This is a genomic window from Azohydromonas lata NBRC 102462, assembly GCF_001571085.1.
In the GTDB taxonomy this organism is placed as follows: Bacteria; Pseudomonadota; Gammaproteobacteria; order Burkholderiales; family Burkholderiaceae_C; genus Azohydromonas; species Azohydromonas lata.
Window position 1 is genome coordinate 38,588 of sequence record NZ_BCTC01000031.1, and the last position, 24,809, is coordinate 63,396.

Below are 24,809 nucleotides of genomic sequence, written 5' to 3' on the forward strand. Positions count from 1 at the left end.
CCGCGGCGGCTCAGTGCAGATCGCTGAGCTGCACGCGCGGCGTGGCGAACTCGCGGCCCACCATGGCGCGGGCGTAGAGGTAGTTGCCGCGGGCCCGCTCACTCAGCCCGTCGATGTTGACGTGGCCGTGGCTGTCACACGGAAAAGCCAGCGCATGGCCTTCGCGGAACAGCGAAGGGAAGCGGATCTCGTAGGCCTGGACGGACTCGGCAAGGAACTGGGACATGACCTTCTCCTGCATTGTTCGGTGCTTGACGATCTCACTGTGCAGCCATGGGACTGTCACGGGACAGTCAAGTCCAAGCAACGTGCGTGCCGGCGTTTGGCGATACCGCTTGTCCGGCTTTTTCGGGAGAGCCTAGGCGTTGATCCGACGCCGCTTGCGTCGCTTTCCTACAAACGGGACGCTCGGGAGAAACCCGCCCACCACAGTGCCAGCGCGCAACTCAGCAGCATGACGCCGTAATTGAGCATGCGGCCGTCGCGGCCGCTGACCACCAGCATGGCCACCAGCGCCAGCGCCGCGGCGGCGCAGCCCCACAGTGCCAGCCGCTTCCAGGCAACGGTTGCCAGCTCGCGGCGCCAGCACAGCTTGGCCGCCGTCGAGCCCAACACACCCACGGCCAGCGCGGGTGCGAAAAAATCGAGCAGATGCCACAGCGCATCCAGCGGACCCATGGCGCGCTTCCCTCGTGTCGCTTCTTGAGGTTGATATTGGTCAAGCACGGCAGCCTGGACTGCGGCGACCATAACCGGCCGGAAAAGCGGCCCAAACCGCAGATCATACAATTCCCACCATGAGCGTTTTTGCACTCGGCCTGAACTACCAGACCGCCCCGCTGGACTTGCGCGGGCGGTTTGCTTTCGGCGCCGAACAGCTCTCGCCGGCCCTGCGCGGTTTTCGCGAGCGGCTGCAGCGCGCCATGCCGGAAGCGGCACTGGTCTCCACCTGCAACCGCACCGAGCTGTACGTGGCCGCCGAGCCCGGCCGCGCGCGCGAGCTGGTCAGGCCCGCCATGGACTGGCTGGCCGAACAGGGCGGCGTCGTGGGCACGCAGCTGGAGTCCTGCACCTACGTGATGGAAAACCGCGAGGCCGCGCGCCACGCCTTCCGCGTCGCCTCGGGGCTGGACTCCATGGTGCTGGGCGAGCCCCAGATCCTGGGCCAGATGAAGCAGGCCGTGCGTCAGGCCGAGACCGCGGGCACGCTGGGGACGACGCTGCATCAGCTCTTCCAGCGCAGCTTCTCGGTGGCCAAGGAGGTGCGCACCTCCACCGAGATCGGCAGCCACTCCATCAGCATGGCCGCCGCCGCGGTGCGGCTGGCCTCGCAGCTCTTCGAGGACCTGCGCGACATCAAGGTGCTGTTCGTGGGCGCGGGCGAGATGATCGAGCTGGTGGCCACGCACTTCGCCGCCCGCGAGCCCAAGGCCATGGCCGTGGCCAACCGCACGCTGGAGCGCGGCGAGAAGCTCGCCGGCCGCTTTGGCGCGCAGGCGCTGCGCCTGGCCGACCTGCCCAGCTGCCTGCACGAGTTCGACGCCGTCATCTCCTGCACCGCCAGCACGCTGCCCATCATCGGCCTGGGCGCCGTCGAGCGCGCGCTCAAGGCGCGGCGGCATCGGCCCATGTTCATGGTCGACCTGGCCGTGCCGCGCGACATCGAGCCGGAAATCGCCCAGCTCTCCGACGTCTACCTCTACACCGTGGACGACCTCTCCGCCCTCGTTCAAAGCGCGGGCGAGAAGCGGCAGGCCGCCGTGCAGCAGGCCGAGGCCATCATCGACGCCGGCGTGCAGAGCTTCAGCCACTGGCTGGACCAGCGCGGCAGCGTTCCGCTCATCCAGGCCCTGAACCAGCAGGCCGACCGCTGGCGCACGGCCGAGCTGGCCCGCGCGCGCAAGCTGCTGGCGCGCGGCGAAGACATAGACACCGTGCTCGAAGCCCTGAGCCGGGGCCTCACGCAAAAGCTGCTGCACGGCACCTTCGCCGAGCTGCACTCGGCCGACGGCCCGCAGCGCGAGCAGGTGGCGCACACCGTCTCGCGCCTGTTCCTGCGCCAGACCAGCCGCAATCCCGAATCCGACGGCGGCCGCTAGCGGCCCCTGCCCTGCCGCCGGGTGCGCGGAGCTGCCGCGTGCCCGGCGCACACGCTTGCCCCATGAAAGACACCCTGCGCCAACAATTCGAACGCCTGTCCATGCGGCAGGCCGAGCTCGACGCCACGCTGGCCGATCCGCAACTGATGTCGGACATCAAGCGCTGGCGCTCGCTCTCGCGCGAGCAGTCCGAGGTGGCCGAGGTGGTGGCGGACTTTCGCCTGTACCAGCAGCGCGAGCAGGACCTGGCCACCGCGCGCGAGCTGCTGGACGACCCCGACATGGCCGACATGGCGCGCGAGGAGATCGCCGCCGCCGAAGCCGACCTGCAGCGGCTGCAGCAGCAGTTGCAGGCCGCACTGCTGCCGCGCGACCCGGACGATGCGCGCAACGCATTCCTGGAAATCCGCGCCGGCACCGGCGGCGACGAATCCGCCCTCTTTGCCGGCGACCTCGCGCGCATGTACCTGCGCTACTGCGAGCGCCAGGGCTGGCGCACCGAGATCCTGAGCCAGAGCGATTCCGAGCTCGGCGGCTACAAGGAAATCGTGCTGCGCATCGAGGGCGATGCCGCCTACGGCCGGCTGCGGTTCGAGAGCGGCGGCCACCGCGTGCAGCGCGTACCGGCCACCGAGAGCCAGGGCCGCATACACACCAGCGCCTGCACGGTGGCCGTGATGCCGGAACCCGACGAGGCCGAGGAGATCACCCTCAACCCGGCCGAGCTGCGCATAGACACCTTCCGCGCCAGCGGCGCCGGCGGCCAGCACATCAACAAGACCGACAGCGCCGTGCGCGTGACGCACCTGCCCACGGGTCTGGTGGCCGAATGCCAGGACGACCGCAGCCAGCACCGCAACAAGGCCAAGGCGCTGGCCGTGCTGGCCGCGCGGCTGCGCGACAAGGAAACGAGCGAGCGCGCCGCCAAGGAGGCGGCCACGCGCAAGGGCCTCATAGGCAGCGGCGACCGCAGCGACCGCATACGCACCTACAACTTCCCGCAGGGCCGGCTCACCGACCACCGCATCAACCTCACGCTCTACAAGTTGGGCGCAGTGATGGACGGTGACCTGGACGACGTCCTCGCCGCGCTGCAGGCCGCACGCGCGGCCGAGCAGCTCGCGGCGCTTGAGAGCAGCGGCCTGGCATGACGCCCCCTCAAGACACCACCGTCACGGTGCGCGAGGCCCTGGCCCGTGCCAAGGCGCTTGGGCTGGACCGGCTGGATGCCCAGCTGCTGCTGTCGCACCACCTGTCGCGCCCGCGCAGCTGGCTGCTGGCGCATGACGACGCGGCACTCACCCCGGCGCAGCACCAGGCGGTGGACGCCGACCTGACACGCCGCGCCGACGGCGTGCCCATGGCCTACCTGCTGGGCCAGCACGAGTTCCACGGCCTGATGCTGCGGGTCACGCCGGACGTGCTGGATCCGCGCCCGGACACGGAAACGCTGGTGGATTGGGCGCTGGAGCTGCTGAGCACCGAGCTGGCGGCACTGCCCGCGCCGCAGGTGCTGGACCTGGGCACGGGCAGCGGCGCCATCGCACTGGCCGTCAAGCACGCGGCGCCGCGCGTGCGCATGCGCGCCCTGGATGCCAGCGCCGCCGCCCTGGGTGTGGCTCAGGGCAACGCGCAGCGGCTGGGCCTGGAGGTGGGATTCACCCTGTCCGACTGGTGGAGTGCCTTCACGCCGCCCAAGCTGCACCTGGCCCTGAGCAACCCGCCCTACATCGACGGCGACGACCCCCACCTGGCCCAACTGCGCCACGAGCCGTTGCAGGCCCTCACGCCCGGGCCGGACGGGATGCAGGCCATTCATTGCATCGTGCAGGGCAGCCGCGAGCACCTGGAACGCGGTGCCTGGCTGCTGCTGGAGCATGGCTTCGACCAGGGCGCCACGGCGCGGCAGGTCTTGCAGTCGCACGGTTTCACCGACATCACGACGCGGCGCGACCTCGCCGGCCACGAGCGCTGCACGGGCGGCCGCTGGCCGGGCTGAAGCCGGCGGCAACCCATTACTGTGCAGTGTTTCACCCGGGTCGCGGACCCGGGGTTGGCACGGGTCAGGCCCTGCCCCACAGCCCTGCCGTGGCGGCGTAGCATGCTTCGACAGTGGACTTGCAAGGGGGGTACCGCGATGAAGGCAATCCGGGATCTGGCCGTGCTGTGCATGGCGCTGGGCAGCATGGCCGCGCAGGCCGATGGCGGGCTGCGGGTGGCACCTGAGCAGGCGCCATGGCCGCGCTGGCAGGCGCGCATCGGGCTGGACCAGGCTGCGGCGCCGTGGCGCGGCGATCTGGCCCCCACAGGCAACGGACTGCGCAGCATGAAGCTCCTGGGCGACGTCTACCTCAGCGGCCCGGGCTTTGGCGCCGGGCAGGTGGTGGGCGGCCTGCGCGCCACGGGCGGGCTGCTGTTGGGCAGCCGCTCGCCGCTGCTGGGTGCTTCGCCCAACGGGAATCCGCTGTCGCTGAGCGTCACGCAAAGCCTGCTCACGCCCGGCCGCGGCGAGGACGCCTCCGAAGTGCCGCCCGTGGGCTACTTGGGCATTGGCTACAGCAGCCTGTCGCTGCGCGGGGGCTGGGGCTTCAGTGCCGACTTGGGCGTGATGACGGGCTCAGGCCTGCGCCCGCCGGAAACGCGCAACCTGGACGACGCGGTGCGCGAGCTGCGCCTGCGGCCCGTGCTGCAGTTGGGCGTGTCCTACGCTTTCTGAAGCGCGTTCTGCCAGGGAATTGAACCTGTTCACGGCGGCGGCCTGCCGCATGCCGTATAACGCGGGCTGTTTGAATCCCTCGTTCAGAGACACCATGGAAGACGTTCAAAAGCGCATCGACGACCTCGTGAAGGGCAACCGCGTGGTGCTGTTCATGAAGGGCACGGCGCAGTTCCCGATGTGCGGCTTCTCCGGCCGCGCCATCCAGATCCTCAAGGCCTGCGGCGTGCAGGACCTGCAGACCGTCAACGTGCTGGAAGACGAGGCCGTGCGCCAGGGCATCAAGACCTACGCCAACTGGCCCACGATTCCGCAGCTCTACATCGACGGCGAGTTCGTCGGCGGCTCGGACATCATGATGGAGATGTACCAGGCCGGCGAGCTGCAGCAGGTGCTGTCGCCCAAGAGTTGAGCATGCAACGGCTGGTCGTGGGCCTCACCGGTGCCAGCGGTGCGGTCTACGGCGTGCGGCTGCTGCAGCGCGCGCGGGCCCTGGGCGTGCACACGCACCTGGTGGCCACGCCCGCGGGCGTGCTCAACGCCCACCACGAGCTTGGCCTGGATCGGCGCTCCCTGGAGGCGCTGGCCGACGAGGCCCATGCGCCCGGCGACGTGGGCGCTTGCATCGCCAGCGGCTCGCACCCCGTGGACGCGATGCTCATCGCTCCCTGCTCCATGAAAACGCTGGCCGCCGTGGCGCACGGCTTTGGCGACAATCTCCTCACCCGCGCGGCCGACGTGATGCTCAAGGAGCGCCGCCGCCTGCTGCTGCTGGTGCGCGAAACGCCGTTCAACCTGGCGCACCTGCGCAACATGACGGCGGTGACGGAGATGGGCGGCATCGTCTTCCCGCCCCTGCCCGCTTTCTACAACCACCCGGGCAGCATCGACGAGATGGTGGACGACACGGTGGAGCGCGTGCTGGCCGTGGCCGGCATCACGGCCGCTCAGCCCCGCGCCTGGCAAGGGCTGTGACGGGCCAAGCGGCGCTTTCAAGCGCGCCGCCCCTTCGGCTCAAGCGTCCGGCATTGCCCATTGGCGGCGGGCGCCAAACACCATGTTGGGATATTCCGGCCGGCCGCGGCTGCCGTTGTAGCGCCCCAGCGCCATGAAGAGGTCGCCGTCCTCGCGCTCCAGGTAGTGGCGCAGGATGACGCAGCCAAAGCGCAGGTTGGTCTGCATGTGAAAGAGCCGGCTGGCGTCGCCGTCCCCGATGAGGCGTGCCCAGAAAGGCATCACCTGCATGTAGCCGCGCGCGCCGGCGCTGCTCACCGCGTACTTGCGGAAATTGCTCTCCACCTGCACCAGGCCCAGCACCAGATCGGTTTCCAGCCCGGCGCGGCGGCTCTCGTACCACAGAGTTTGCAGGAACTCCACGCGCGTGCGGCGCTCGGCCTTGCGCGGCTGCAGCCGCTCGCTCATGGCGGTGAGCCAGCGCAGGTAGGCCATGCGCTGCGCGGTACCGGCGAATTCGGGATGGGGCGGCGCATCGGCCGCGATGGCGGCGGACAGCACCGAGCGCACGGCGTCCGACAAGTCCTCTTCCCGCTGCGCACCGGCCCGGGCAGGCCCAAAGGGCAACCCCAGCGCGGCACCCAGCAAGAGGCGCCGCTTCACGCCAGCAGCTTGTCCTTCAGGAAGGCATCGACCTCGGCCTGCGCCACCGGCGTGGCCTGCGCGTCGCGCCGGCCCTGGTATTCCAGCTTGCCTTCCTTGAGGCCGCGGTCGGAGATGACGATGCGGTGCGGCACGCCAACGAGCTCCCAGTCGGCGAACATCGCGCCCGGGCGCTCGCCGCGGTCGTCCAGCAGCACGTCCACGCCCAGGGCCTGCAGCGACTGGTACAGCCGCTCGGCCTCGGCGCGCACGGCCTCGCTGCGGTCCATGCCGATGGGGCAGATCACGATGCGGAACGGCGCCATGGCGTCCGGCCAGATGATGCCGCGCTCGTCGTGGTTCTGTTCGATGGCCGCGCCCAGCAGCCGCGTCACGCCGATGCCGTAGCAGCCCATTTCCATGAACTGGGGCTTGCCCTTCTCGTCCAGGTACGTGGCGTTCATGGCCTTGGAGTACTTGGTGCCGAGGTAGAACACGTGGCCCACCTCGATGCCGCGCTGGATCGCAAGCAGGCCCTTGCCGTCCGGTGACGGGTCACCCTCGACCACGTTGCGCAGGTCGGCCACCACGTCGGGCTCAGGCAGGTCGCGGCCCCAGTTGACGCCGGTGTAGTGGTAGTCCTCGTCGTTGGCGCCGCAGACGAAGTCGGACATGCGGGCCACCGTGCGGTCCACCACCACCTTCACCGGCTGCTTCATGCCAATGGGCCCCAGGTAGCCGGGCTTGCAGCCGAAGTGCGTGTCGATTTCGGCCAAGGTGGCGAAGCGGAAACCGCCCTTGAGGCCTTCGACCTTGCTGGCCTTGACCTCGTTGAGCTCGTGGTCGCCTCGCACCATCAGCAGCCAGACGGTGGACTTGGCGACCTTGCCAGCCTCGTCGAACTCGTCGGTGGCCAGCACCAGCGTCTTGACCGTGCGCTGCAGCGGCAGGCCCAGGAGCCGCGCCACGTCGGCGCAGGTGGCCGTGCCCGGCGTGGATGTCTTTTCCAGCGGCAGGGTGGGCGCAGCGCGCTCGGCCAGCAGCGGCAACGCCTCGGCCAGCTCGATGTTGGCCGCGTACTCGCTGTTTGGGCAGTAGATGATGGCGTCCTCGCCCGTATCGGCGATGACCTGGAACTCGTGCGAGCGGTCGCCGCCTATGGCGCCGGTGTCGGCCGCGACAGCGCGGTACTGCAGCCCCATGCGGTCGAAGATGGCGATGTAGGCCTTGAACATCGCGTCGTAGCTGCGGCCGGCGGCCTCCACGTCACGGTCGAAGGAGTAGGCGTCCTTCATCGTGAACTCGCGCCCGCGCATGATGCCGAAGCGCGGCCGCCGCTCGTCGCGGAACTTGGTCTGGATGTGATAGAAGTTTTTGGGCAGCTGCTTGTAGCTGCGCAACTCCTGGCGCGCGATGTCCGTCACGACCTCTTCGGACGTGGGCTGGATGATGAAGTCGCGCTCGTGCCGATCCTTCACACGCAGCAGCTCCGGCCCCATCTTGTCGAAGCGCCCCGTCTCCTGCCACAGCTCGGCAGGCTGGACGACGGGCATGAGCAGCTCGATGGCGCCGGCGCGGTTCATCTCCTCGCGGATGATGCCCTCCACCTTGCGGATCACGCGCAGCCCCATGGGCATGTAGTTGTAGATGCCCGCGCCCAGGCGCTTGATGAGCCCGGCGCGCATCATGAGCTTGTGGCTCACGATCTCGGCATCGGCGGGGGCCTCCTTGAGGGTGGAGACGAAGAACTGCGAGGCTTTCATGGGTAGGGAATCTGCAGATTGCACAACGGCGCCGCGGGGGGTGCCGCAGGCTCGGAGGTCACGGGTTAGCGAGGTAACGCAAGCCGTGCCGAGCCGGTGCAATAATGAAATCAATTCAAGAATTGGGGTTGATTATGCTCGACCGTGAAGGCTTCAGGCCCAACGTCGGCATCGTCCTGCTCAATGCGCGGAATCAGGTGTTTTGGGGCAAGCGGCTGCGCACCCACTCCTGGCAGTTCCCGCAAGGCGGTATCAAGTACGGAGAAACGCCTGAGCAGGCCATGTTCCGCGAACTGCACGAGGAGGTGGGCCTTCGACCCGAGCACGTCAAGGTGCTGGCCCGCACCCGCGACTGGCTGCGTTACGAGGTGCCTGACCACTACATCCGGCGCGACGCGCGCGGCCACTACAAGGGGCAGAAACAGATCTGGTTCCTGCTCAAGCTGTTGGGCCGCGACTCGGACATGAACCTGCGCGCCACCGACCATCCCGAGTTCGACGCCTGGCGCTGGAACGACTACTGGGTGCCGCTGGACATGGTCATCGAGTTCAAGCGCGACGTGTACCAGATGGCGCTGACCGAGCTGGCCCGCTTCCTGCCCCGCGCCAACCCGCACAACCGCTACCTGCGCGCGGGCATGCGCTCGCACCAGCGCCATGAGGACCCGCCGGACTCCTCAGTCGTGCCTCCGGTCACGCCGGGCGGCAGGGCCTGAAGAGCTCAGGCTCAAGGCACAAAAAAAACAGGCCGCTGCAAGCGGCCTGTTTTTTGGCAGTCTCTCGGGGCTGACTCAGGCCAGCACGAGGTTGGCGCGATCAATCAGCTCGGGCTCGTTGACGTAGCCCAGCAGCACCTCGATCTGCGAAGACGGCTTGCGCATGATCAGCCGTGCCTCGGCGCTGGAGTAGTTGGCCAGACCCCGAGCCACCTCGGCGCCGGCCTGGTCGCGCACGGCGATCACGTCGCCCCGATGGAACTCGCCCTGCACTTCCACCACACCTATGGGCAGCAGGCTCTTGGCTTCCTCGCGCAGCTTGGCCACGGCGCCGGCGTCCACCACCACGCCGCCGCGCAGTTGCAGATGGTCGGCCATCCACTGCTTGCGCGCGGCCAGCTTGGGCGTGGCGGCGATCAGCGCCGTGCCTATGGACTCGCCCTGGGCCAGGCGCAGCAGCACATCGTCCTCGCGCCCGTAGGCGATCACGGTGCTGGCGCCACTGCCCGCGGCGCGCTTGGCGGCCAGGATCTTGGTGATCATGCCGCCGCGGCCGATGCTGCTGCCCGCGCCGCCGGCCATCTGCTCCAACTCCGGCGTGCCGGCGGCCGCCTCGTCGATGAAGCGCGCGTCCGGGTTCTTGCGCGGGTCGGCCGAATACAGGCCGCGCTGGTCGGTGAGGATCACCAGCGCATCGGCTTCCACCAGGTTGGCCACCAGGGCGCCCAAGGTGTCGTTGTCGCCGAACTTGATCTCGTCGGTGACCACTGTGTCGTTCTCGTTGATGACCGGGATGACCTTGAGCGTCAGCAGCGTCAGCAGCGTGGAGCGGGCATTGAGGTAGCGCTCGCGGTCGGCCAGGTCGGCGTGCGTGAGCAGCACCTGCGCGCTGCCCATGCCCTGCTCGCGCAGCTTGCTCTCGTACATCTGGGCCAGGCCCATCTGGCCGACGGCGGCGGCGGCCTGCAGCTCGTGCAGTTCCTTGGGCCGCGCCGTCCAGCCCAGGCGCTTCATGCCCTCGGCGATGGCCCCGCTGGAAACCATGATGACCTCGCGCCCCTGCTGCGCCAGTGCCGCGAGCTGGCGGCACCAGTTGCCTATGGCCTCGGCATCAACGCCGCGGCCTTCGTTGGTCACGAGGCTGGAGCCCACCTTGACGACGATGCGCCGCGCCTGGCGCAGCACTTCGCTCATGCCACGCCTCCGTCGGTGCTTTGCACGCCGTCGAAGCGCGGATCAACCTCCGGCGCCACCGGGTGCTTGTGCGCCTGCACGTGGTCGAAGATGGCGCGCAGCAGCGGGTCCAGCCCCTCGCGCGCCAGTGCCGAGATCTCGAAGACCGGGCCTTTCCAGCGGTAGCGCTTGACGAAGTCCTTCACCCGCGCGGCACGTTCCTCCATGGGCACCATGTCCAGCTTGTTGAGCACCAGCCAGCGCGGCTTGTCGTAGAGCGTCTGGTCGTACTTCTTCAGCTCGGCCACGATGGCCTTGGCCTGCGCCACCGGATCGACGCTCTCGTCGAAAGGCGCCAGATCCACCACGTGCAGCAGCAAATGCGTGCGCTGCAGGTGGCGCAGGAACTGGTGCCCCAGGCCCGCGCCCTCGGCCGCGCCCTCGATCAGGCCCGGCACGTCGGCAACCACGAAGCTCTGCTCCGGGCCCACGCGCACCACGCCCAGGTTCGGATGCAGCGTGGTGAAGGGATAGTCGGCAATCTTGGGCCGCGCGTTGGAGATGGCGGCGATGAGCGTGCTCTTGCCCGCGTTGGGCATGCCCAGCAGGCCGACGTCGGCCAGCACGCGCAGCTCCAGCTTGAGCTTGCGGCGCTCCCCGGGCCAGCCCGGCGTCTTTTGCCGCGGCGCGCGGTTGGTACTGCTCTTGAAGTGCAGGTTGCCGAAGCCGCCGTCGCCGCCCTTGCAGATCAGCACCTTCTCGTCCGGGACGAGCAGCTCGGTGAGGGTCTCCTCGGTCTCGGCGTCCTTGATGATGGTGCCCAGCGGCATGCGCAGCACGATGTCGTCGCCCGCGGCGCCGAACTGGTCCGAGCCGCGGCCGGCCTCGCCGTTGCGGGCCTCGTGGCGGCGCGCGTAGCGGTAGTCGATCAGCGTGTTGAGGTTGCGGTCGGCCACGGCCCAAATGCTGCCGCCGCGCCCGCCGTCGCCCCCGTTGGGCCCGCCAAAGGGAATGAACTTCTCGCGCCGGAAGCTGACGCAGCCTGCTCCGCCATCGCCCGCGGCGACATCAATGGTGGCTTCATCTACGAATTTCATGGCGCAAGAATAGTGAGGTCGGAAACGACAAAGCCCCGGCGGGCCGGGGCTTGGCTGGTGCGAAGTGCTTCAGCTCAGACCGGGGTGACGAAAACCGTCTGGCGGTTGAGCGCACCCTTGGTGGCGAAGGACACCTGGCCGTCCACGAGGGCGAACAGGGTGTGGTCCTTGCCCACGCCGACGTTGGTGCCGGCATGGAACTTCGTGCCGCGCTGGCGAACGATGATGGAGCCAGCCGAAATGGTCTGACCGCCGAACACCTTCACGCCCAGCATCTTCGGTTTGGAGTCGCGGCCGTTCCGTGTGGAACCGCCGCCTTTTTTCTGTGCCATGGTTCAGTTCTCCTGGGGCAACTGGATCAGCCGTTGACCGCGCCGATCTGGATTTCGGTGAAGGCCTGGCGATGACCTTGGCGCTTCTGGTAGTGCTTGCGGCGACGCATCTTGAAGATGCGCACCTTGTCGTGCTTGCCGTGCGCCACGACGGTGGCGGTGACAGTGGCGCCGCTGACCAGAGGCGTGCCCACCTTCAGCTCAGCGCCGTTGCCGACAGCCAGAACCTGGTCGATCACGATCTCCTGGCCCACGTCCGCAGCAATCTGTTCTACCTTGATCTTTTCGCCGACAGCAACCTTGTATTGCTTGCCACCGGTTTTTATGACCGCGTACATATGTGACCTTTCTCTTGGACATCCGCGCGTCACGGAAAGCCGTAACGCACGGAACCCGCGATTCTAATCCATGCCGCGCAAAACCCGACTGCGGAACCGGGAAAGCGAGGCTTGCGGCGCGTGCGAAAGCTCGCATGTCCCGCACGTTTCGGGGGAGGGTGTGAGGCGCTTCCTATAATCCGCGCCGACTTTCCCAGCATTCATGACTTCATCGGCCCCCACTCCACAAACCTCCTTCGCCGACGAGCTCATGGCGCAGGAGATGCAGACCGTCGATGCCGTCATCATCGAGCGGCTGCGCTCCGAGGTGGCGCTCATCAACCAGATCGCGCACTACATCATCAGTGCCGGCGGCAAGCGCATACGTCCACGCCTAGTGCTGCTGTTCGCGCGGGCGCTGGGCTTCCAGGGGCCGGAGCGCTTCACGCTGGCAGCCATCGTCGAGTTCATTCATACCGCCACGCTGCTGCATGACGACGTGGTGGACGAATCGTCCCTTCGCCGCGGCCGCCAGACGGCCAACGCGCTGTTCGGCAACGCCGCCAGCGTGCTGGTAGGCGACTTCCTGTACTCGCGCGCCTTCCAGATGATGGTGTCCGTCAACCGCATGCGCGTGCTCGACGTGCTGGCCGACGCGACCAACGTCATCGCCGAGGGCGAGGTGCTGCAGTTGATGAACATGCACGACCCTGATCTCGCGATCGAGGACTACCTGCGCGTCATCCGCTACAAGACCGCCAAGCTCTTCGAGGCCAGTGCCCGCTTGGGCGCCGTGCTGGCCAATGCCGACGCCGCCACCGAGGAGCGCTGCGCCGACTACGGCCGCTCGCTGGGCACTGCCTTCCAGCTCGTGGACGACCTGCTCGACTACCAGGGCGATACGCAGGAGCTGGGCAAGAACGTGGGCGACGACCTGCGCGAGGGCAAGCCCACGCTGCCGCTGCTCATCGCCATGGCTCGCGGCACTGAAGCCGAGCGGCTCACCATCCGCCACGCCATCGAGCACGGCGAGGTGGAGAAGCTGCCGGAAATCGTGCAGATCGTGCAGCGCACCGGCGCGCTGGAAGCCACCCGCGAAGCCGCCCGCGCCCAGGCCGAACAGGCTCGCGCCGCGCTCGAATCAATTCCTGATTCCGAAGCGCGAAAATCTCTGCTAGAATTTTGTTCTCGGTCGGTGGACAGGTCTTTCTGAAGAAAAACCTGCTAAACTGATAGAAGTTGAGACGACAAAGCAATCGCAACGCCGTCAAAACAATTCGGGGTGTAGCTTAGCCTGGTAGAGCGCTACGTTCGGGACGTAGAGGCCGGAGGTTCGAATCCTCTCACCCCGACCAGGTTTCTTCTTTCGTCGTCTCACACAAGCTCCTGCAGCAGGAGGCACGACACGCAAGGTGTCGTGCGGAGACGGCAAAGCGCCGCGGTTCAGCGGCTTGCTCCCCAAACATTAAGTTGTTCGATAGTCGTTACGACTTGTAGCGCGCTCAGTCCATTAGGGCTGCTGCGTGTTGTGGCAAATCGCTTGTGCAGGCGATCATTTTTTCCACTTTCGCCACTGCACGCGCACTGCCTTGTCCGCCCTGTCGATCTCCACGCCCGCGGCTCCTTTACCCCCCACGCTGACCGGCGCCGCGCGCGTGCTCGCCTACATCGGCAAGCTCGACGCGGAGACGGCGCTCGCCCTGTCGCAACGGGCACAGCACGAGCACGTCAGCTTTGCACAGGTGGTGGTGGAGGCGGGAGCCCTTTCGGCCTCGGAGCTGGCCCACGCGCTGGCCGGCACCCTGGCATTGCCGCTGCTGGACCTCGACGCCCTGGACATGCGCGCGCTGCCGCGCGGCGTGCTCGACACGCGGCTGGCCCGGCAATACCAGGTCGTGGCGCTGGGCCGGCGCGGCAACCGCCTCTTCATTGGCGGCGCCGACCCGACCGACCACACCGCGCTGGAGCGCATACGCTTTGCCACCCAGCTCTCCACCCAGTGGATCGTCGTCGAGCAGGACAAGCTCGCGCGGCTGCTGCAAGCCAACGCCGGCACGCTGGAGCTGCCGCCAAGCGGCAACGGTGGTGGCGGCACCGACTTCCGCTTCGACCTGGCCGACGACGAGCCCTCCCCCGCTGCCGCCGAGGCCGCACAGGTCGAGGCCGAGGTGGAGGACGCGCCCGTCGTCCGCTTCCTGCACAAGATGCTGGCCGACGCCGTCAACGCCCGCGCCTCGGACCTGCACTTCGAGCCCTACGAGACGCACTACCGCGTGCGCTTTCGCATCGACGGCGAGCTGCGCGAGGTGGTGCAGCCGCCGCTGGCCATCAAGGACAAGCTGGCCTCGCGCATCAAGGTCATCAGCCGGCTGGACATCGCCGAAAAGCGCGTGCCGCAGGACGGCCGCCTGCAACTGACCTTCGGCACGCGCGCCATCGACTTTCGCGTCAGCACGTTGCCCACGCTGTTCGGCGAAAAAATCGTCATCCGCATCCTGGACGGCTCCAGCGCCAAGCTGGGCATAGACGCCCTGGGCTATGAGCCCGAGGAAAAGGCGCGGCTGCTGCACGCCGTGCAGCGGCCCTACGGCATGGTGCTGGTCACGGGCCCCACCGGGTCGGGCAAGACGCTGTCGCTCTACACCTGCCTGAACCTGCTCAACCGGCCCGGCGTGAACATCTCCACCGTGGAAGACCCGGCCGAAATCCGCCTGCCCGGCATCAACCAGGTGGACGTCAACGAGAAGGCGGGGCTGACCTTTTCCTCCGCGCTGCGCGCCTTCCTGCGCCAGGACCCGGACGTGATCATGGTGGGCGAAATACGCGACCTGGAAACGGCCGACATCGCCGTCAAGGCCGCGCAGACCGGCCACCTGGTGCTCTCCACGCTGCACACCAACGACGCGCCCTCCACGCTCACGCGGCTGCTGCAGATGGGCGTGGCGCCCTTCAACGTCGCCGCCAGCGTGCTCCTGATCACCGCACAGCGCCTGGCGCGGCGGCTGTGCGAGGACTGCAAGGCGCCGGGCGACTATTCGCGCGAGGCGCTGCTGCGCGCGGGCTTCAGCCACGAGGAGATCGACGGCCGCTGGCAACCCTACCGCGCCGTGGGCTGCGCCGCCTGCAACAACGGCTACAAGGGCCGCGTGGGCTTGTACCAGGTGATGCCGGTCAGCGAGGCGCTGCAGCGCCTCATCCTGGCCCAGGGCACGGCGCTGGACATCGCGCAACAGGCGCGGCGCGAGGGCGTGCGCGACCTGCGCCAAGCCGGGCTGGTCAAGGTGCGCGCCGGGGTGACGTCGCTGGAGGAAGTGATCGCCGTCACCAACGATTGAAGCCACGGCCCCGCGCAAACGGGGCCGGGACGCGGGAACGACCGGGGGAGGGATTCATGGGCGCTGCGGACACGGCCTCCAGGGCCAGGGAATTCGTCTTCGAGTGGGAAGGCCGCGACCGCCAAGGCAAGCCCGTGCGCGGCGAGTTGCGCTCGGCCGGCGAGGCAGCCGCGGGCGCCTGCCTGCGCCGCCAGGGCATCGTCGTGCTGCGCGTGGGCCGCAAGCGCCAGAGCCTGCGCGAGGCCGGGCGCGCCATACGGCGCAAGGACATCGCCCTCTTCACCCGGCAACTGGCCACGCTGCTGCGCGCGGGCGTGCCGCTGCTGCGGGCCTTCGACATCGTGGCGCGCGGCAGCGCCCATGTGCGGCTGGCGCGGCTGCTGTTGTCGGTGCGCGCCGACGTGGAAACCGGCACCAGCCTGTCCGCCGCGCTGCGCAGGCACCCGCGCCACTTCGGCGCGCTCTACTGCAACTCGGTGGAAGCGGGCGAGGCCGGCGGCGTGCTGGAGCCGCTGCTGGAGCGGCTGGCGCTGCACGAGGAAAAGGCGCTGGCGCTGCAGGGCCGCATACGCTCGGCGCTGTTCTACCCGGTGACGGTGCTGGCGGTGTCGGCGCTGGTGCTGTCGCTCATCCTGGTGCTGGTGATCCCGTCCTTCACCGACGTGTTCGCCTCCTTCGGCGCGGACCTGCCCGCGCCCACGCGCTTCGTGATCGCCCTGTCCGACTTCTTCGTCGCCTGGTGGGCGCCCATGCTGGGTGCGCTGGCGGCGCTAGCCCTGGGCGCTTCGCAGGCGTGGCGGCGCTCGCATCGGCTGCGCGACGCGGCGCAGGCGGCGCTGCTGCAGGTGCCGCTGTTTGGCGCACTGGTGTCCAAGGCCGTCATGGCGCGCTGGACGCGCACGCTCTCCACCCTCTTTGCTGCCGGCGTGCCGCTGGTGGAGGCGCTGCCCTCGGCCGGCGCCGCCGCGGGCAACGCGGTGGTGCAACACGCCACGGCGCAGGTGCGCAAGGACGTGGCCGCGGGCATGGCGCTCAGCAGCGCGCTGCAGGCGGCGGGCTGCTTTCCGGCGCTGGTGCTGCAGCTCACGGCCATAGGCGAGGAGTCCGGCGCGCTGGACGCCATGCTGGCCAAGGCGGCCGAGCTCTACGAGAACGACGTGGACGAGTCCGCGCGCGGCCTGGCCAGCCTGATGGAGCCCGCCGTCATCGTCGTGTTGGGCGCGCTCATCGGCGGCATCGTCGTGGCGATGTACCTTCCCGTCTTCAAACTCGGAGCCATCGTCTGATCGACCTGACCTTTCTGCAGCCGCTGCTGCACCCGTTGCCACTGGCCCTGCTGGGCCTGTGCATAGGCAGCTTTCTCAACGTCGTCGCGCACCGGCTGCCGCTCATGCTGGAGCGCAACTGGTGGCAGGACGTGGCCGAGCAGCTCACCGATGCCGACTCGCACGCGCGCACCCTGGGCCACGCGCCCGCGCCGCAACTGGCCGACAGCGCCGGCACGCTGCGCCAGGCGCTGGACGCGCTGCCCGCGCTCACGCTGTCGCGCCCCGCGTCGCGCTGCCCGCACTGCGGCACGCCCATCGCCTGGCACGACAACCTGCCGCTGCTGGGCTGGCTCAAGCGGCGCGGGCGCTGCGCCGCCTGCGCCGCGCCCATTTCCCTCCGCTACCCGCTGGTCGAGGCCGGCACGGCGCTGGTGTTCACCGCCATAGGCGCGCGCTTCACGGGTGAGCCGCAGGCGCTGCTGTGGTGCGCCGTGGCCGCGACGCTGCTGGCCGCGGCGCTGATCGACTGGGACACCACGCTGTTGCCCGACGGCCTGACGCTGCCGCTGCTGTGGGCTGGCTTGGTGGCCGCGGCGCTGGGCTGGACGCTGCCGCTGGCCCAATCGCTGTGGGGCGCGGTGGCCGGCTATGGGTCGCTGTGGTCGGTGTACTGGCTGTTCAAGCTGGCCACCGGCAAGGAAGGCATGGGCTACGGCGACTTCAAGTTGCTGGCGGCGCTGGGCGCCTGGTTCGGCGCGTGGATGATCCTGCCCATGCTGCTCATGGCCTCGGTGCTGGGCGCGGCGGTGGGCATCGCCATGAAGCTGCGCCACTCGCTGCGCGAAGGCCAGTACGTGCCCTTCGGCCCCTTCCTGGCCGGCGCTGGGCTGGCGGCCATGCTGGCCGGCAAGGGAACCCTCCTGGGCTGGATGGGATGGAACTTCTGACGGTTTGAACGTGATGGTTTCAAAGACAACGACCACGGCGGCCGCGACGGCCGCTTTCGCCACGCCGCTGCGCGTGGGCCTGACCGGCGGCATCGGCAGCGGCAAGAGCACGGTGGCGGCGATGCTGGCCTCGCTGGGCGCGGTGGTGATAGACACCGACGCCATCTCGCGCGAGCTCACCGCCACGGGCGGCGCGGCGCTGCCGGCCATCGCGGCGCTGTTCGGCGCACAGGCCATTGGCGCCGACGGCGCGCTGGACCGCGCCTGGATGCGCCAGCGCGTGTTCGCAGACACGGCAACGCGCCAGCAGCTCGAAGGCATCCTGCACCCCATGATCCAGGCCGAAACCCAGCGCCGCAGCGACGCCGCCGGCGCAGCGCCGCGGGTGTTCGACGTGCCGCTGCTGGCCGAGTCGCTGAACTGGCGCGCGCGCGTGCAGCGCGTGCTGGTGGTGGACTGCAGCGAGGCAACGCAGGTGCAGCGCGTGATGCAGCGCTCGCAGTGGAGCGAGGAGACGGTGCGCCGCGTCATCGCCCAGCAGGCGCCGCGCGCGCGCCGGCGCGCCATCGCCGACGCCGTCCTCTTCAACGAGGGGCTGACGCTGCAAGGGCTGGCCGAGCAGGTCCAGACCCTGTGGCGCGGATGGTGCCCGGCCGCGTGAAAGAATCCGCGCCCCGCTGACGCCCAAGGGCCGGCGCCGCCCGGCCCTCGCGTTCCAACCTCCACGCCTTGCGCGCCGCCGACGGCGCCTCCACCTGGCTTGCCATGACCGGTCCCCGCCTCGTCCCCTGCCCCCATTGCGGCCAGCCCGCGCCCTTCGAGCCCGCCAACCGCTGGCGGCCGTTCTGCAGCCAGCGCTGCCGCGAAATCGACCTCGGCGCCTGGGCGCGCGAGGACTACCGCGTTCCTGACCAGGGCCGCGACGGCGCCGAGCCCGGCCTGCCGGACGACCCTCAGGATTTCCCGCACTGAAGCGTCGCACCCCCTTGAAGCCGGGAAAGCCGTCCCTATAATCTGTTTCGCTAGCACTCGCCGCCGGTGAGTGCTAACAGCCGGTCGAGGTGACCGGCTGCGAATTTGTAAGGCGCGCCCGGTGGCGCGTTTGTCATCCCTCCCGAAAAGCGAACCAAGGAGAAGCAATGAAACTTCGTCCGTTGCATGACCGTGTGATCGTCAAGCGTCTTGAAAACGAAACCCGCACGGCCTCGGGCATCGTGATTCCCGACAACGCCGCGGAAAAGCCCGACCAGGGCGAGGTGCTGGCTGTCGGCCCGGGCAAGCGCAACGACAAGGGCGAGTTCGTGGCCCTGAACCTGCAAGTGGGCGACCGCGTGCTGTTCGGCAAGTACAGCGGCCAGACCGTCAAGGTTGATGGCGAAGAGCTGCTGGTGATGCGCGAAGAAGACCTCTTCGCCGTCATCGAGAAGTAATCGCTCCTTCCCCACCCGCATCTACTGAATCCGGAGAATTCCAATGGCAGCTAAAGACGTCGTGTTCGGCGGTGAAGCCCGCGCCCGCATGGTTGAAGGCGTGAACGTTCTGGCCAACGCCGTGAAGGTCACCCTGGGTCCGAAGGGCCGCAACGTGGTGCTCGAGCGCTCCTTCGGCGCCCCCACCGTGACCAAGGACGGTGTGTCCGTGGCCAAGGAAATCGAGCTCAAGGACAAGCTCCAGAACATGGGCGCGCAAATGGTCAAGGAAGTTGCTTCCAAGACCAGCGACAACGCCGGTGACGGCACCACCACCGCCACCGTGCTGGCCCAAGCCATCGTTCGCGAAGGCATGAAGTACGTGGCCGCGGGCATGAACCCGATGGACCTCAAGCGCGGCATCGACCGTGCCGTGGCCGCCCTGGTCGAGCAGCTGCGCGCCGCTTCCAAGGCCACCACGACCTCCAAGGAAATCGCCCAGGTCGGCGCCATCTCCGCCAACTCCGACGAATCCATCGGCCAGATCATCGCTTCGGCCATGGACAAGGTCGGCAAGGAAGGCGTGATCACCGTCGAAGACGGCAAGAGCCTGGACAACGAGCTGGATGTCGTGGAAGGCATGCAGTTCGACCGCGGCTACCTGTCGCCCTACTTCATCAACAACCCCGAGAAGCAGTCGGCCATCCTGGACAACCCGTTTGTCCTGCTGTTCGACAAGAAGATCAGCAACATCCGCGACCTGCTGCCCACGCTGGAGCAAGTGGCCAAGGCCGGCCGTCCGCTGCTGATCATCGCCGAGGAAGTTGAAGGCGAGGCCCTGGCCACGCTGGTGGTCAACACCATCCGCGGCATCCTGAAGGTCGTGGCCGTCAAGGCGCCGGGCTTCGGCGACCGCCGCAAGGCCATGCTGGAAGACATCGCCATCCTGACGGGCGGCAAGGTCATCGCCGAGGAAGTGGGCCTGTCGCTGGACAAGGTCACGCTGGCTGACCTGGGCCAGGCCAAGCGCGTCGAAGTGGGCAAGGAAAACACCACCATCATCGACGGCGCCGGCGCTGCCGCGGACATCGAAGCCCGCGTCAAGCAGATCCGCATCCAGATCGAAGAAGCCACCAGCGACTACGACCGCGAGAAGCTGCAAGAGCGCGTGGCCAAGCTGGCCGGCGGCGTGGCCGTCATCAAGGTCGGTGCCGCCACCGAAGTCGAGATGAAGGAGAAGAAGGCCCGCGTGGAAGACGCGCTGCACGCCACCCGTGCCGCCGTTGAAGAAGGCATCGTCGCCGGCGGCGGCGTGGCCCTGCTGCGCGCCCGCCAGGCTGCCGGCACCATCAAGGGCGACAACGCCGACCAGGACGCCGGCATCAAGCTGGTCCTGAAGGCCATCGAAGCCCCGCTGCGCGAGATCGTCGGCAACGCCGGTGGCGAGCCCAGCGTGGTCGTCAACGCCGTGCTGGCCGGCAACGGCAACTACGGCTTCAACGCCGCCAACGACACGTACGGCGACATGATCGAGATGGGCATCCTGGATCCCACCAAGGTCACCCGCACCGCGCTGCAGAACGCCGCCTCCGTGGCCTCGCTGATGCTGACCACCGAAGCCATGGTCGCCGAAGCCCCGAAGGACGACGCTCCCGCCATGCCCGGCGGCGGCATGGGTGGCATGGGTGGCATGGGCGGCATGGACATGTAATGTCCGGCGCCCTGTAGCCTTACAGAGCACCCAAACGAAAAGCCCGCGGCGCAAGCCGCGGGCTTTTTTCGTTGGGGCAGGCCCGGAAGAACTCAGCCCTGGGCCGGCGGCGCGACGCCCTCGCTCTCGGTCTTGGGGCCTTCCAGTGCTTCATCCTCCTGCGGCGGCACGTCCACCGGGTCCGGCGCCTCCACGCGCACGTGCTCGCTGATCCAGCCGCGCAGCGTCAGCGCCGCGTCGTCCACGCCGGACTTCTTCAGCGCCGAGAACAGCAGCACGCCGATGTCGGCCTCGTCGCTGGCAATCTCGCCCAGCACTTCGGAGACGCTGCGCAGCGAGGCATCGGCCTCCTTGCGCGAGAGCTTGTCGGCCTTGGTCAGCAGCACCAGCAGCTTCACCTCGCCCGTCTGCACGCGCGGGGCGATGAAGCCCAGGAGCTGCTTGTCCAGGTCGGTGAACCCCAGGCGCGAATCCACCATCAGCACCACGCCCGCGAGGTTGCGGCGCACTTCCAGGTAGTTGGCCATCACCTGCTGCCAGCGCAGCTTGGCCGAGCGCTCCACGGCGGCGTAGCCGTAGCCGGGCAGGTCGGCGAAGAGCGCGTCCGGCGCGTCCTTGGGCCCAAGGTGGAACAGGTTGATGTGCTGGGTGCGCCCGGGCGTCTTGGACGCGAAGGCCAGGCGCTTTTGCTGGGCCAGGGTGTTGATGGCGGTGGATTTGCCGGCGTTGCTTCGGCCGACGAAGGCGACTTCCGGCAACTCGGTGACGGGCAGCTGGTCGAGCTTGCTGGCGGTGGTCAGGAATCGCGCCGTGTGGGTCCAAGCCAGTGAAGACTTGGCGTCAGGGGCACCTGATGTAAGGGACGTGTGCATGAGGCATTGTAAAATTTCAAGGTTTGCCCCCATTGACCCTTTCGGCAGCCCAAGAAATGAAGTCGATCTTTGCCCGCACCATCAAGACGGCGCTTGTTGCGCCGGCCCTTGCGTTCGCTCTGGCGACGCCCGTTTTGGCTGCCGAAGCGGCAGCGCCGGCCAAGCCGGACCTGGCCAAGGGCCAGGCCACGGCCATGGTCTGCGCCGCCTGCCACGCCGCCGACGGCACGCGGGGCATTCCCACCAACCCCATCCTGCAAGGCCAACACGCCGAGTACCTGGTCAAGCAACTGACCGAGTTCAAGGCCGGCAAGCGCCAGAACCCCATCATGCAGGGCATGGCCGCCTCGCTGAGCGAGGAAGACATGCGCAACGTCGCCGCCTTCTACGCCAGCAAGCAGGCCGAAGCCGGCGCCGCTGCCGACAAGGACCTGGTGCTGTTGGGCGAGAAGATCTACCGCGGCGGTCTGGCCGACCGCAACATCCCGGCCTGCGCCGGCTGCCACAGCCCCTCCGGCGCCGGCATCCCCGCGCAGTACCCGCGCCTGGCCGGCCAGCACACCGACTACACCATGAGCCAGCTCAACGCCTTCCGCGCCGGCACCCGCGGCAACAGCGTGCAGATGACGGGCGTGGCCGCCAAGATGAGCGACCGCGAAATCAAGGCCGTGGCCGACTACGTCGCCGGCCTGCACTGAGCTTTCGCCAAGGCGAAAGCCTTCCCGTAGTACCCCAAGGCCGGTCCCGTACCGGCCTTTTTCATGGCGCGGCGCCAACCCTTCACGCTTGACCGTTATCAAGCGGGGTACATGCGCTGGCCCGGACAATCCTGCGATGACCGTCTCCGCCCCCGCCGCGCGCGCGCCTCAGCAGCGGCTGCGCGACACCCTAGAGCTGGTGTCGTCGATGCGCTTTGCCATCGCGCTGCTCACCGTGATCTGCATCGCCTCGGTGATAGGCACCGTGGTCAAGCAGCACGAACCGCTCAACAACTACGTCAACCAGTTCGGCCCCTTCTGGGCCGAGGTCTTCGGCGCCGTGGGCCTCTACAGCGTCTACAGCGCCTGGTGGTTCCTGCTCATCCTGGGCTTCCTGGTGCTCTCCACCAGCCTGTGCATCGCCCGCAACACGCCGCGCTTCCTGGCCGACATGCGCTCCTACAAGGAGAACATCCGCGAGTCGGCCCTGAAAGCCTTCCACCACAAGGCCCAGGGCGTGCTGCCGGACGAGGCGCCGCAGGCCAGCCTGCAGCGCGTCTCCCAGCTCCTCACCGGCAACGGCTGGAAGGCCAAGGTGCAGCAGCGCGAGGGCGGCACGCTCATCGCCGCGCGCAAGGGCGCGGCCAACAAGCTGGGCTACATCGCGGCGCACTCGGCCATCGTCCTGATCTGCCTGGGGGGCCTGTTCGACGGCGACCTCATCGTGCGCGCGCAGATGCTGCTGCTGGGGAAGACGCCCTTCAACGGCGGCGGGCTGATCCGCGACGTGGCGCCTGAGCACCGCCTCTCGCCGGCCAACCCCACCTTCCGCGGCAACCTGCTGGTGCCCGAGGGCGTGAGCGCCGGCACGGCGGTGCTGAACATGTCCGACGGCGTGGTGCTGCAGGACCTGCCCTTCGACGTCGAGCTGAAAAAGTTCATCGTCGAGTACTACGACACGGGCATGCCCAAACTGTTCGCCAGCGAGATCGTGATCCACGACCACGAGAGCGGCCAGGCCACGCCCGCCACCGTCAAGGTCAACGAGCCCGCCTTCCACCGCGGCATCGCCATCTACCAGAGCAGCTTCGACGACGGCGGCTCCAAGCTCAAGCTGCAGGCCGTGCCCATGAAGCCCGGCGCCAAGGCCTTCACCATCAACGGCACCGTGGGCGACAACTCGCCGCTGGACAAGGTGAACCTGCCCTACACGCTGGAGCTCACGGGGCTGCGCGTGATCAACGTCGAGAACATGGGCGCCGCCAGCACCGACTCCGGCGCCGACGTGCGCAAGGTGGACCTGGCCGACTCGCTGCAAAAGCACCTGGGCTCCGGCGCCAAGTCGCAGACCGAGAAGCAGTTGCACAACATCGGCCCCTCGTTCAGCTACAAGCTGCGCGACGCCAGCGGCCAGGCGCGCGAGTTCAACAACTACCAGTTGCCCGTGGAGCTGGACGGCCAGCGCGTGCTGCTGGCGGGCATGCGCGACAACCCCAACGAGGCCTTCCGCTACCTGCGCATTCCCGTGGACGAGCAGGACCGCATGGACACCTGGCGCCGCATGCGCGAGGCGCTGCTGGACCCGGCCGCCCGCGAGCAGGCCGCGCGCCGCTACGCCAAGGCCGCCTCGCCCGCCGACAAGCCGGAGGTGATGCAGCAGCTCCAGGTCACGGCGCAGCGCGTGCTGGGCCTGTTTGCCGGCGCCGACAAGCCGCCGGCCCTCGCCCCCGCGGCCGGCGCGGCCAGCGGCGCCGCAGGTGCCGCGGCGGCCGAGGCCGACCCCCCGCCCGGCGGCCTGGCCGCCATGGCGCGCTTCATGGAAACCACCGTGCCGGAAGGCGACCGCGCCCGCGTCTCCGAAGTGCTGCTGCGCATCCTCAACGGCAGCCTGTTCGAGCTGGCCAACATCGCCCGCGAGCAGGCTGGGCAGCCGGCCATGACCAACAGCGAGAAGACGCAGGCCTTCATGACGCAGGCCGTGGTGTCGCTGTCCGACAGCTTCTACTACCCCGTGCCCGTGCTGCTGCAGCTCGACGACTTCCAGCAAATCCAGGCCAGCGTGTTTCAGATTGCGCGTGCGCCGGGCAAGAAACTGGTGTATTTAGGCGCCGTGCTGCTGATCCTGGGCGTGTTCGCCATGCTCTACGTGCGCGAACGCCGCCTGTGGGTCTGGGTACAGGCACAAGACCAGGGCTCCCGCATCACCACCGCCTTGTCCACCACGCGCCGGACCATGGACGCCGACGCTGAATTTGAGCTGCTCAAGAAGGCCATCCTGAAGGACGCTGCCGCATGAACACCGCAACCACCACCCTCTTGCTGGGCCGCAGCCACCCGCTGTCCGGCCGCAGCCCCTACGACTGGCTGTTCGCCCTGCTGGCCGTGGCCGGCGCCGTGTTCGCCTTCTCCCGCTACGGCGAGGCGATGGACGTGTACGAAAAGGGCATCCTCGTCGGCAGCGTCCCGGCCGTGATCTGGCTGGGCTGGTTCTGGGGCCCGCTGCGCACGCTCATGCTGGGCGTGACCGGCGTCACCCTGCTGGCCATCTCGCTGTACTCGCGCACGCCGGATGCCTTCGGCGCCGACCTCGCGGCCGGGGAGAAGGTCTTCCTTTTGAAATATTTCCTCTCCAGCCAGAGCGCGATCCTGTGGATGTGCGTGCTGTGCTTCATGAGCACGGTCTTCTACTGGTTCGGCTTCGCCGCGCGCGGCACGGACAACGTGGCGCAGCGCCTGGGCTCGCGCTTCGCCTGGGGCGCC

At 68.5% G+C, this 24,809-nt stretch carries 26 protein-coding genes, 1 tRNA gene and 1 pseudogene; 19 read left to right on the forward strand and 9 right to left on the reverse strand.

The features are described from left to right. Positions 1 to 10: 10 nt before the first annotated feature. Both ALA01S_RS13000 and ALA01S_RS13005 read right to left on the reverse strand, forming a co-directional pair. On the reverse strand, positions 11 to 226 hold the full coding sequence (locus tag ALA01S_RS13000) for a hypothetical protein (protein ID WP_066337057.1): 216 nt from the start codon (positions 224 to 226) through the stop codon (positions 11 to 13). Positions 227 to 393: 167 nt separating this feature from the next. Further along, positions 394 to 678, reverse strand: a complete 285-nt coding sequence (locus tag ALA01S_RS13005; RefSeq protein ID WP_066336988.1) for a hypothetical protein — start codon at positions 676 to 678, stop codon at positions 394 to 396. A gap of 119 nt (positions 679 to 797) precedes the next feature. On the opposite strand from ALA01S_RS13005, the gene hemA reads away from it, so the two are divergent. From hemA to ALA01S_RS13035, 6 genes are all read left to right on the forward strand, one after another. Then, complete coding sequence (gene hemA, locus ALA01S_RS13010) at positions 798 to 2,099, forward strand: glutamyl-tRNA reductase (protein WP_066336991.1); 1,302 nt, start codon at positions 798 to 800, stop codon at positions 2,097 to 2,099. Positions 2,100 to 2,161: 62 nt separating this feature from the next. Beyond that, positions 2,162 to 3,250, forward strand: coding sequence for a peptide chain release factor 1 (prfA, locus tag ALA01S_RS13015; RefSeq protein WP_066336994.1), 1,089 nt, complete (start codon positions 2,162 to 2,164; stop codon positions 3,248 to 3,250). Further along, positions 3,247 to 4,098, forward strand: a complete 852-nt coding sequence (gene prmC, locus ALA01S_RS13020) for a peptide chain release factor N(5)-glutamine methyltransferase (RefSeq protein WP_066336995.1) — start codon at positions 3,247 to 3,249, stop codon at positions 4,096 to 4,098. The genes prfA and prmC overlap by 4 nt, the downstream gene beginning before the upstream one ends. A gap of 138 nt (positions 4,099 to 4,236) precedes the next feature. After that, positions 4,237 to 4,815, forward strand: a complete 579-nt coding sequence (locus ALA01S_RS13025; RefSeq protein ID WP_066336999.1) for a hypothetical protein — start codon at positions 4,237 to 4,239, stop codon at positions 4,813 to 4,815. A 94-nt stretch (positions 4,816 to 4,909) separates the two neighbouring features. Next, on the forward strand, positions 4,910 to 5,227 hold the full coding sequence (gene grxD, locus ALA01S_RS13030) for a Grx4 family monothiol glutaredoxin (protein ID WP_066337001.1): 318 nt from the start codon (positions 4,910 to 4,912) through the stop codon (positions 5,225 to 5,227). A gap of 2 nt (positions 5,228 to 5,229) precedes the next feature. Next, complete coding sequence (locus ALA01S_RS13035; protein WP_066337003.1) at positions 5,230 to 5,790, forward strand: UbiX family flavin prenyltransferase; 561 nt, start codon at positions 5,230 to 5,232, stop codon at positions 5,788 to 5,790. Positions 5,791 to 5,829: 39 nt separating this feature from the next. Here ALA01S_RS13035 and ALA01S_RS13040 read toward each other — a convergent pair whose 3' ends face one another. Together ALA01S_RS13040 and ALA01S_RS13045 are read right to left on the reverse strand one after the other, a co-directional pair. Then, entirely contained in the window at positions 5,830 to 6,432 is a 603-nt protein-coding gene (locus ALA01S_RS13040; protein WP_066337006.1) for a lytic transglycosylase domain-containing protein, read from the reverse strand. Further along, positions 6,429 to 8,174, reverse strand: a complete 1,746-nt coding sequence (locus ALA01S_RS13045) for a proline--tRNA ligase (RefSeq protein ID WP_066337008.1) — start codon at positions 8,172 to 8,174, stop codon at positions 6,429 to 6,431. The genes ALA01S_RS13040 and ALA01S_RS13045 overlap by 4 nt, the downstream gene beginning before the upstream one ends. Positions 8,175 to 8,308: 134 nt before the next feature. Between ALA01S_RS13045 and ALA01S_RS13050 the strand changes: the two genes are divergently transcribed. Further along, positions 8,309 to 8,890, forward strand: a complete 582-nt coding sequence (locus tag ALA01S_RS13050; RefSeq protein ID WP_066337010.1) for an RNA pyrophosphohydrolase — start codon at positions 8,309 to 8,311, stop codon at positions 8,888 to 8,890. A 75-nt stretch (positions 8,891 to 8,965) separates the two neighbouring features. Here ALA01S_RS13050 and proB read toward each other — a convergent pair whose 3' ends face one another. The 4 genes from proB to rplU form a co-directional block, all read right to left on the reverse strand. Continuing rightward, a complete protein-coding gene (gene proB / locus ALA01S_RS13055; RefSeq protein ID WP_066337011.1) occupies positions 8,966 to 10,084 on the reverse strand; it encodes a glutamate 5-kinase in 1,119 nt (372 codons plus the stop codon). Beyond that, positions 10,081 to 11,160, reverse strand: a complete 1,080-nt coding sequence (gene cgtA / locus ALA01S_RS13060) for an Obg family GTPase CgtA (RefSeq protein WP_066337012.1) — start codon at positions 11,158 to 11,160, stop codon at positions 10,081 to 10,083. Before cgtA ends, proB begins: the two co-directional genes overlap by 4 nt. 74 nt (positions 11,161 to 11,234) lie before the next feature. Beyond that, positions 11,235 to 11,492, reverse strand: coding sequence for a 50S ribosomal protein L27 (gene rpmA / locus ALA01S_RS13065; RefSeq protein ID WP_028996465.1), 258 nt, complete (start codon positions 11,490 to 11,492; stop codon positions 11,235 to 11,237). Positions 11,493 to 11,518: 26 nt separating this feature from the next. After that, a complete protein-coding gene (rplU, locus tag ALA01S_RS13070; RefSeq protein ID WP_066337013.1) occupies positions 11,519 to 11,830 on the reverse strand; it encodes a 50S ribosomal protein L21 in 312 nt (103 codons plus the stop codon). A 202-nt stretch (positions 11,831 to 12,032) separates the two neighbouring features. Between rplU and ispB the strand changes: the two genes are divergently transcribed. The 9 genes from ispB (at position 12,033) to groL (ending at position 20,479) form a co-directional block, all read left to right on the forward strand. Continuing rightward, entirely contained in the window at positions 12,033 to 13,022 is a 990-nt protein-coding gene (ispB, locus tag ALA01S_RS13075) for an octaprenyl diphosphate synthase (RefSeq protein ID WP_169805913.1), read from the forward strand. 65 nt (positions 13,023 to 13,087) lie between these two features. After that, positions 13,088 to 13,164, forward strand: a tRNA-Pro gene (locus ALA01S_RS13080). Between the two features lie 243 nt (positions 13,165 to 13,407). Further along, positions 13,408 to 15,144: a type IV-A pilus assembly ATPase PilB gene (pilB, locus tag ALA01S_RS13085; protein WP_157118977.1), complete on the forward strand. Its 1,737-nt coding sequence runs from the start codon at positions 13,408 to 13,410 to the stop codon at positions 15,142 to 15,144. Positions 15,145 to 15,200: 56 nt separating this feature from the next. Further along, positions 15,201 to 16,430 carry a type II secretion system F family protein gene (locus tag ALA01S_RS13090; protein ID WP_066337020.1) on the forward strand — a complete coding sequence of 410 codons (1,230 nt, stop codon included), beginning with the start codon at positions 15,201 to 15,203 and terminating at the stop codon, positions 16,428 to 16,430. A gap of 35 nt (positions 16,431 to 16,465) precedes the next feature. Further along, positions 16,466 to 17,359 carry a prepilin peptidase gene (locus ALA01S_RS13095; RefSeq protein ID WP_305765083.1) on the forward strand — a complete coding sequence of 298 codons (894 nt, stop codon included), beginning with the start codon at positions 16,466 to 16,468 and terminating at the stop codon, positions 17,357 to 17,359. A gap of 13 nt (positions 17,360 to 17,372) precedes the next feature. Continuing rightward, positions 17,373 to 18,020 carry a dephospho-CoA kinase gene (coaE, locus tag ALA01S_RS13100; protein WP_066337067.1) on the forward strand — a complete coding sequence of 216 codons (648 nt, stop codon included), beginning with the start codon at positions 17,373 to 17,375 and terminating at the stop codon, positions 18,018 to 18,020. Between the two features lie 104 nt (positions 18,021 to 18,124). Then, positions 18,125 to 18,331, forward strand: a complete 207-nt coding sequence (locus ALA01S_RS13105; protein ID WP_066337068.1) for a DNA gyrase inhibitor YacG — start codon at positions 18,125 to 18,127, stop codon at positions 18,329 to 18,331. Between the two features lie 167 nt (positions 18,332 to 18,498). Continuing rightward, positions 18,499 to 18,789, forward strand: a complete 291-nt coding sequence (locus ALA01S_RS13110) for a co-chaperone GroES (RefSeq protein ID WP_066337023.1) — start codon at positions 18,499 to 18,501, stop codon at positions 18,787 to 18,789. A 43-nt stretch (positions 18,790 to 18,832) separates the two neighbouring features. After that, positions 18,833 to 20,479: a chaperonin GroEL gene (groL, locus tag ALA01S_RS13115; protein WP_066337025.1), complete on the forward strand. Its 1,647-nt coding sequence runs from the start codon at positions 18,833 to 18,835 to the stop codon at positions 20,477 to 20,479. A 92-nt stretch (positions 20,480 to 20,571) separates the two neighbouring features. Here groL and yihA read toward each other — a convergent pair whose 3' ends face one another. Next, positions 20,572 to 21,351 carry a ribosome biogenesis GTP-binding protein YihA/YsxC gene (yihA, locus tag ALA01S_RS13120; protein ID WP_084267508.1) on the reverse strand — a complete coding sequence of 260 codons (780 nt, stop codon included), beginning with the start codon at positions 21,349 to 21,351 and terminating at the stop codon, positions 20,572 to 20,574. A 56-nt stretch (positions 21,352 to 21,407) separates the two neighbouring features. On the opposite strand from yihA, the gene ALA01S_RS13125 reads away from it, so the two are divergent. The 3 genes and pseudogenes from ALA01S_RS13125 to ALA01S_RS13135 all read left to right on the forward strand — a co-directional run. Beyond that, positions 21,408 to 22,049, forward strand: a complete 642-nt coding sequence (locus ALA01S_RS13125; RefSeq protein ID WP_066337028.1) for a c-type cytochrome — start codon at positions 21,408 to 21,410, stop codon at positions 22,047 to 22,049. A 136-nt stretch (positions 22,050 to 22,185) separates the two neighbouring features. After that, the gene (locus tag ALA01S_RS13130) at positions 22,186 to 24,345 is read left to right on the forward strand and encodes a cytochrome c biogenesis protein ResB (RefSeq protein ID WP_066337032.1); all 2,160 of its coding nucleotides are present in this window, start codon (positions 22,186 to 22,188) and stop codon (positions 24,343 to 24,345) included. Further along, positions 24,342 to 24,809 (forward strand): annotated as a pseudogene (locus ALA01S_RS13135) (c-type cytochrome biogenesis protein CcsB); the annotation flags it as partial. The gene ALA01S_RS13130 and the pseudogene ALA01S_RS13135, both read left to right, overlap by 4 nt.

What these genes read in the sequence shown, in the direction of transcription:
- ALA01S_RS13000 (WP_066337057.1), bottom strand. Translation starts at nt 226, where the DNA reads ATGTCCCAGTTCCTTGCCGAGTCCGTCCAGGCCTACGAGATCCGCTTC.
- ALA01S_RS13005 (WP_066336988.1), bottom strand. Translation starts at nt 678, where the DNA reads ATGGGTCCGCTGGATGCGCTGTGGCATCTGCTCGATTTTTTCGCACCC.
- hemA (WP_066336991.1), top strand. Translation starts at nt 798, where the DNA reads ATGAGCGTTTTTGCACTCGGCCTGAACTACCAGACCGCCCCGCTGGAC.
- prfA (WP_066336994.1), top strand. Translation starts at nt 2,162, where the DNA reads ATGAAAGACACCCTGCGCCAACAATTCGAACGCCTGTCCATGCGGCAG.
- prmC (WP_066336995.1), top strand. Translation starts at nt 3,247, where the DNA reads ATGACGCCCCCTCAAGACACCACCGTCACGGTGCGCGAGGCCCTGGCC.
- ALA01S_RS13025 (WP_066336999.1), top strand. Translation starts at nt 4,237, where the DNA reads ATGAAGGCAATCCGGGATCTGGCCGTGCTGTGCATGGCGCTGGGCAGC.
- grxD (WP_066337001.1), top strand. Translation starts at nt 4,910, where the DNA reads ATGGAAGACGTTCAAAAGCGCATCGACGACCTCGTGAAGGGCAACCGC.
- ALA01S_RS13035 (WP_066337003.1), top strand. Translation starts at nt 5,230, where the DNA reads ATGCAACGGCTGGTCGTGGGCCTCACCGGTGCCAGCGGTGCGGTCTAC.
- ALA01S_RS13045 (WP_066337008.1), bottom strand. Translation starts at nt 8,174, where the DNA reads ATGAAAGCCTCGCAGTTCTTCGTCTCCACCCTCAAGGAGGCCCCCGCC.
- ALA01S_RS13050 (WP_066337010.1), top strand. Translation starts at nt 8,309, where the DNA reads ATGCTCGACCGTGAAGGCTTCAGGCCCAACGTCGGCATCGTCCTGCTC.
- proB (WP_066337011.1), bottom strand. Translation starts at nt 10,084, where the DNA reads ATGAGCGAAGTGCTGCGCCAGGCGCGGCGCATCGTCGTCAAGGTGGGC.
- cgtA (WP_066337012.1), bottom strand. Translation starts at nt 11,160, where the DNA reads ATGAAATTCGTAGATGAAGCCACCATTGATGTCGCCGCGGGCGATGGC.
- rpmA (WP_028996465.1), bottom strand. Translation starts at nt 11,492, where the DNA reads ATGGCACAGAAAAAAGGCGGCGGTTCCACACGGAACGGCCGCGACTCC.
- rplU (WP_066337013.1), bottom strand. Translation starts at nt 11,830, where the DNA reads ATGTACGCGGTCATAAAAACCGGTGGCAAGCAATACAAGGTTGCTGTC.
- ispB (WP_169805913.1), top strand. Translation starts at nt 12,033, where the DNA reads ATGACTTCATCGGCCCCCACTCCACAAACCTCCTTCGCCGACGAGCTC.
- ALA01S_RS13090 (WP_066337020.1), top strand. Translation starts at nt 15,201, where the DNA reads ATGGGCGCTGCGGACACGGCCTCCAGGGCCAGGGAATTCGTCTTCGAG.
- coaE (WP_066337067.1), top strand. Translation starts at nt 17,373, where the DNA reads ATGGTTTCAAAGACAACGACCACGGCGGCCGCGACGGCCGCTTTCGCC.
- ALA01S_RS13105 (WP_066337068.1), top strand. Translation starts at nt 18,125, where the DNA reads ATGACCGGTCCCCGCCTCGTCCCCTGCCCCCATTGCGGCCAGCCCGCG.
- ALA01S_RS13110 (WP_066337023.1), top strand. Translation starts at nt 18,499, where the DNA reads ATGAAACTTCGTCCGTTGCATGACCGTGTGATCGTCAAGCGTCTTGAA.
- groL (WP_066337025.1), top strand. Translation starts at nt 18,833, where the DNA reads ATGGCAGCTAAAGACGTCGTGTTCGGCGGTGAAGCCCGCGCCCGCATG.
- yihA (WP_084267508.1), bottom strand. Translation starts at nt 21,351, where the DNA reads ATGCACACGTCCCTTACATCAGGTGCCCCTGACGCCAAGTCTTCACTG.
- ALA01S_RS13125 (WP_066337028.1), top strand. Translation starts at nt 21,408, where the DNA reads ATGAAGTCGATCTTTGCCCGCACCATCAAGACGGCGCTTGTTGCGCCG.
- ALA01S_RS13130 (WP_066337032.1), top strand. Translation starts at nt 22,186, where the DNA reads ATGACCGTCTCCGCCCCCGCCGCGCGCGCGCCTCAGCAGCGGCTGCGC.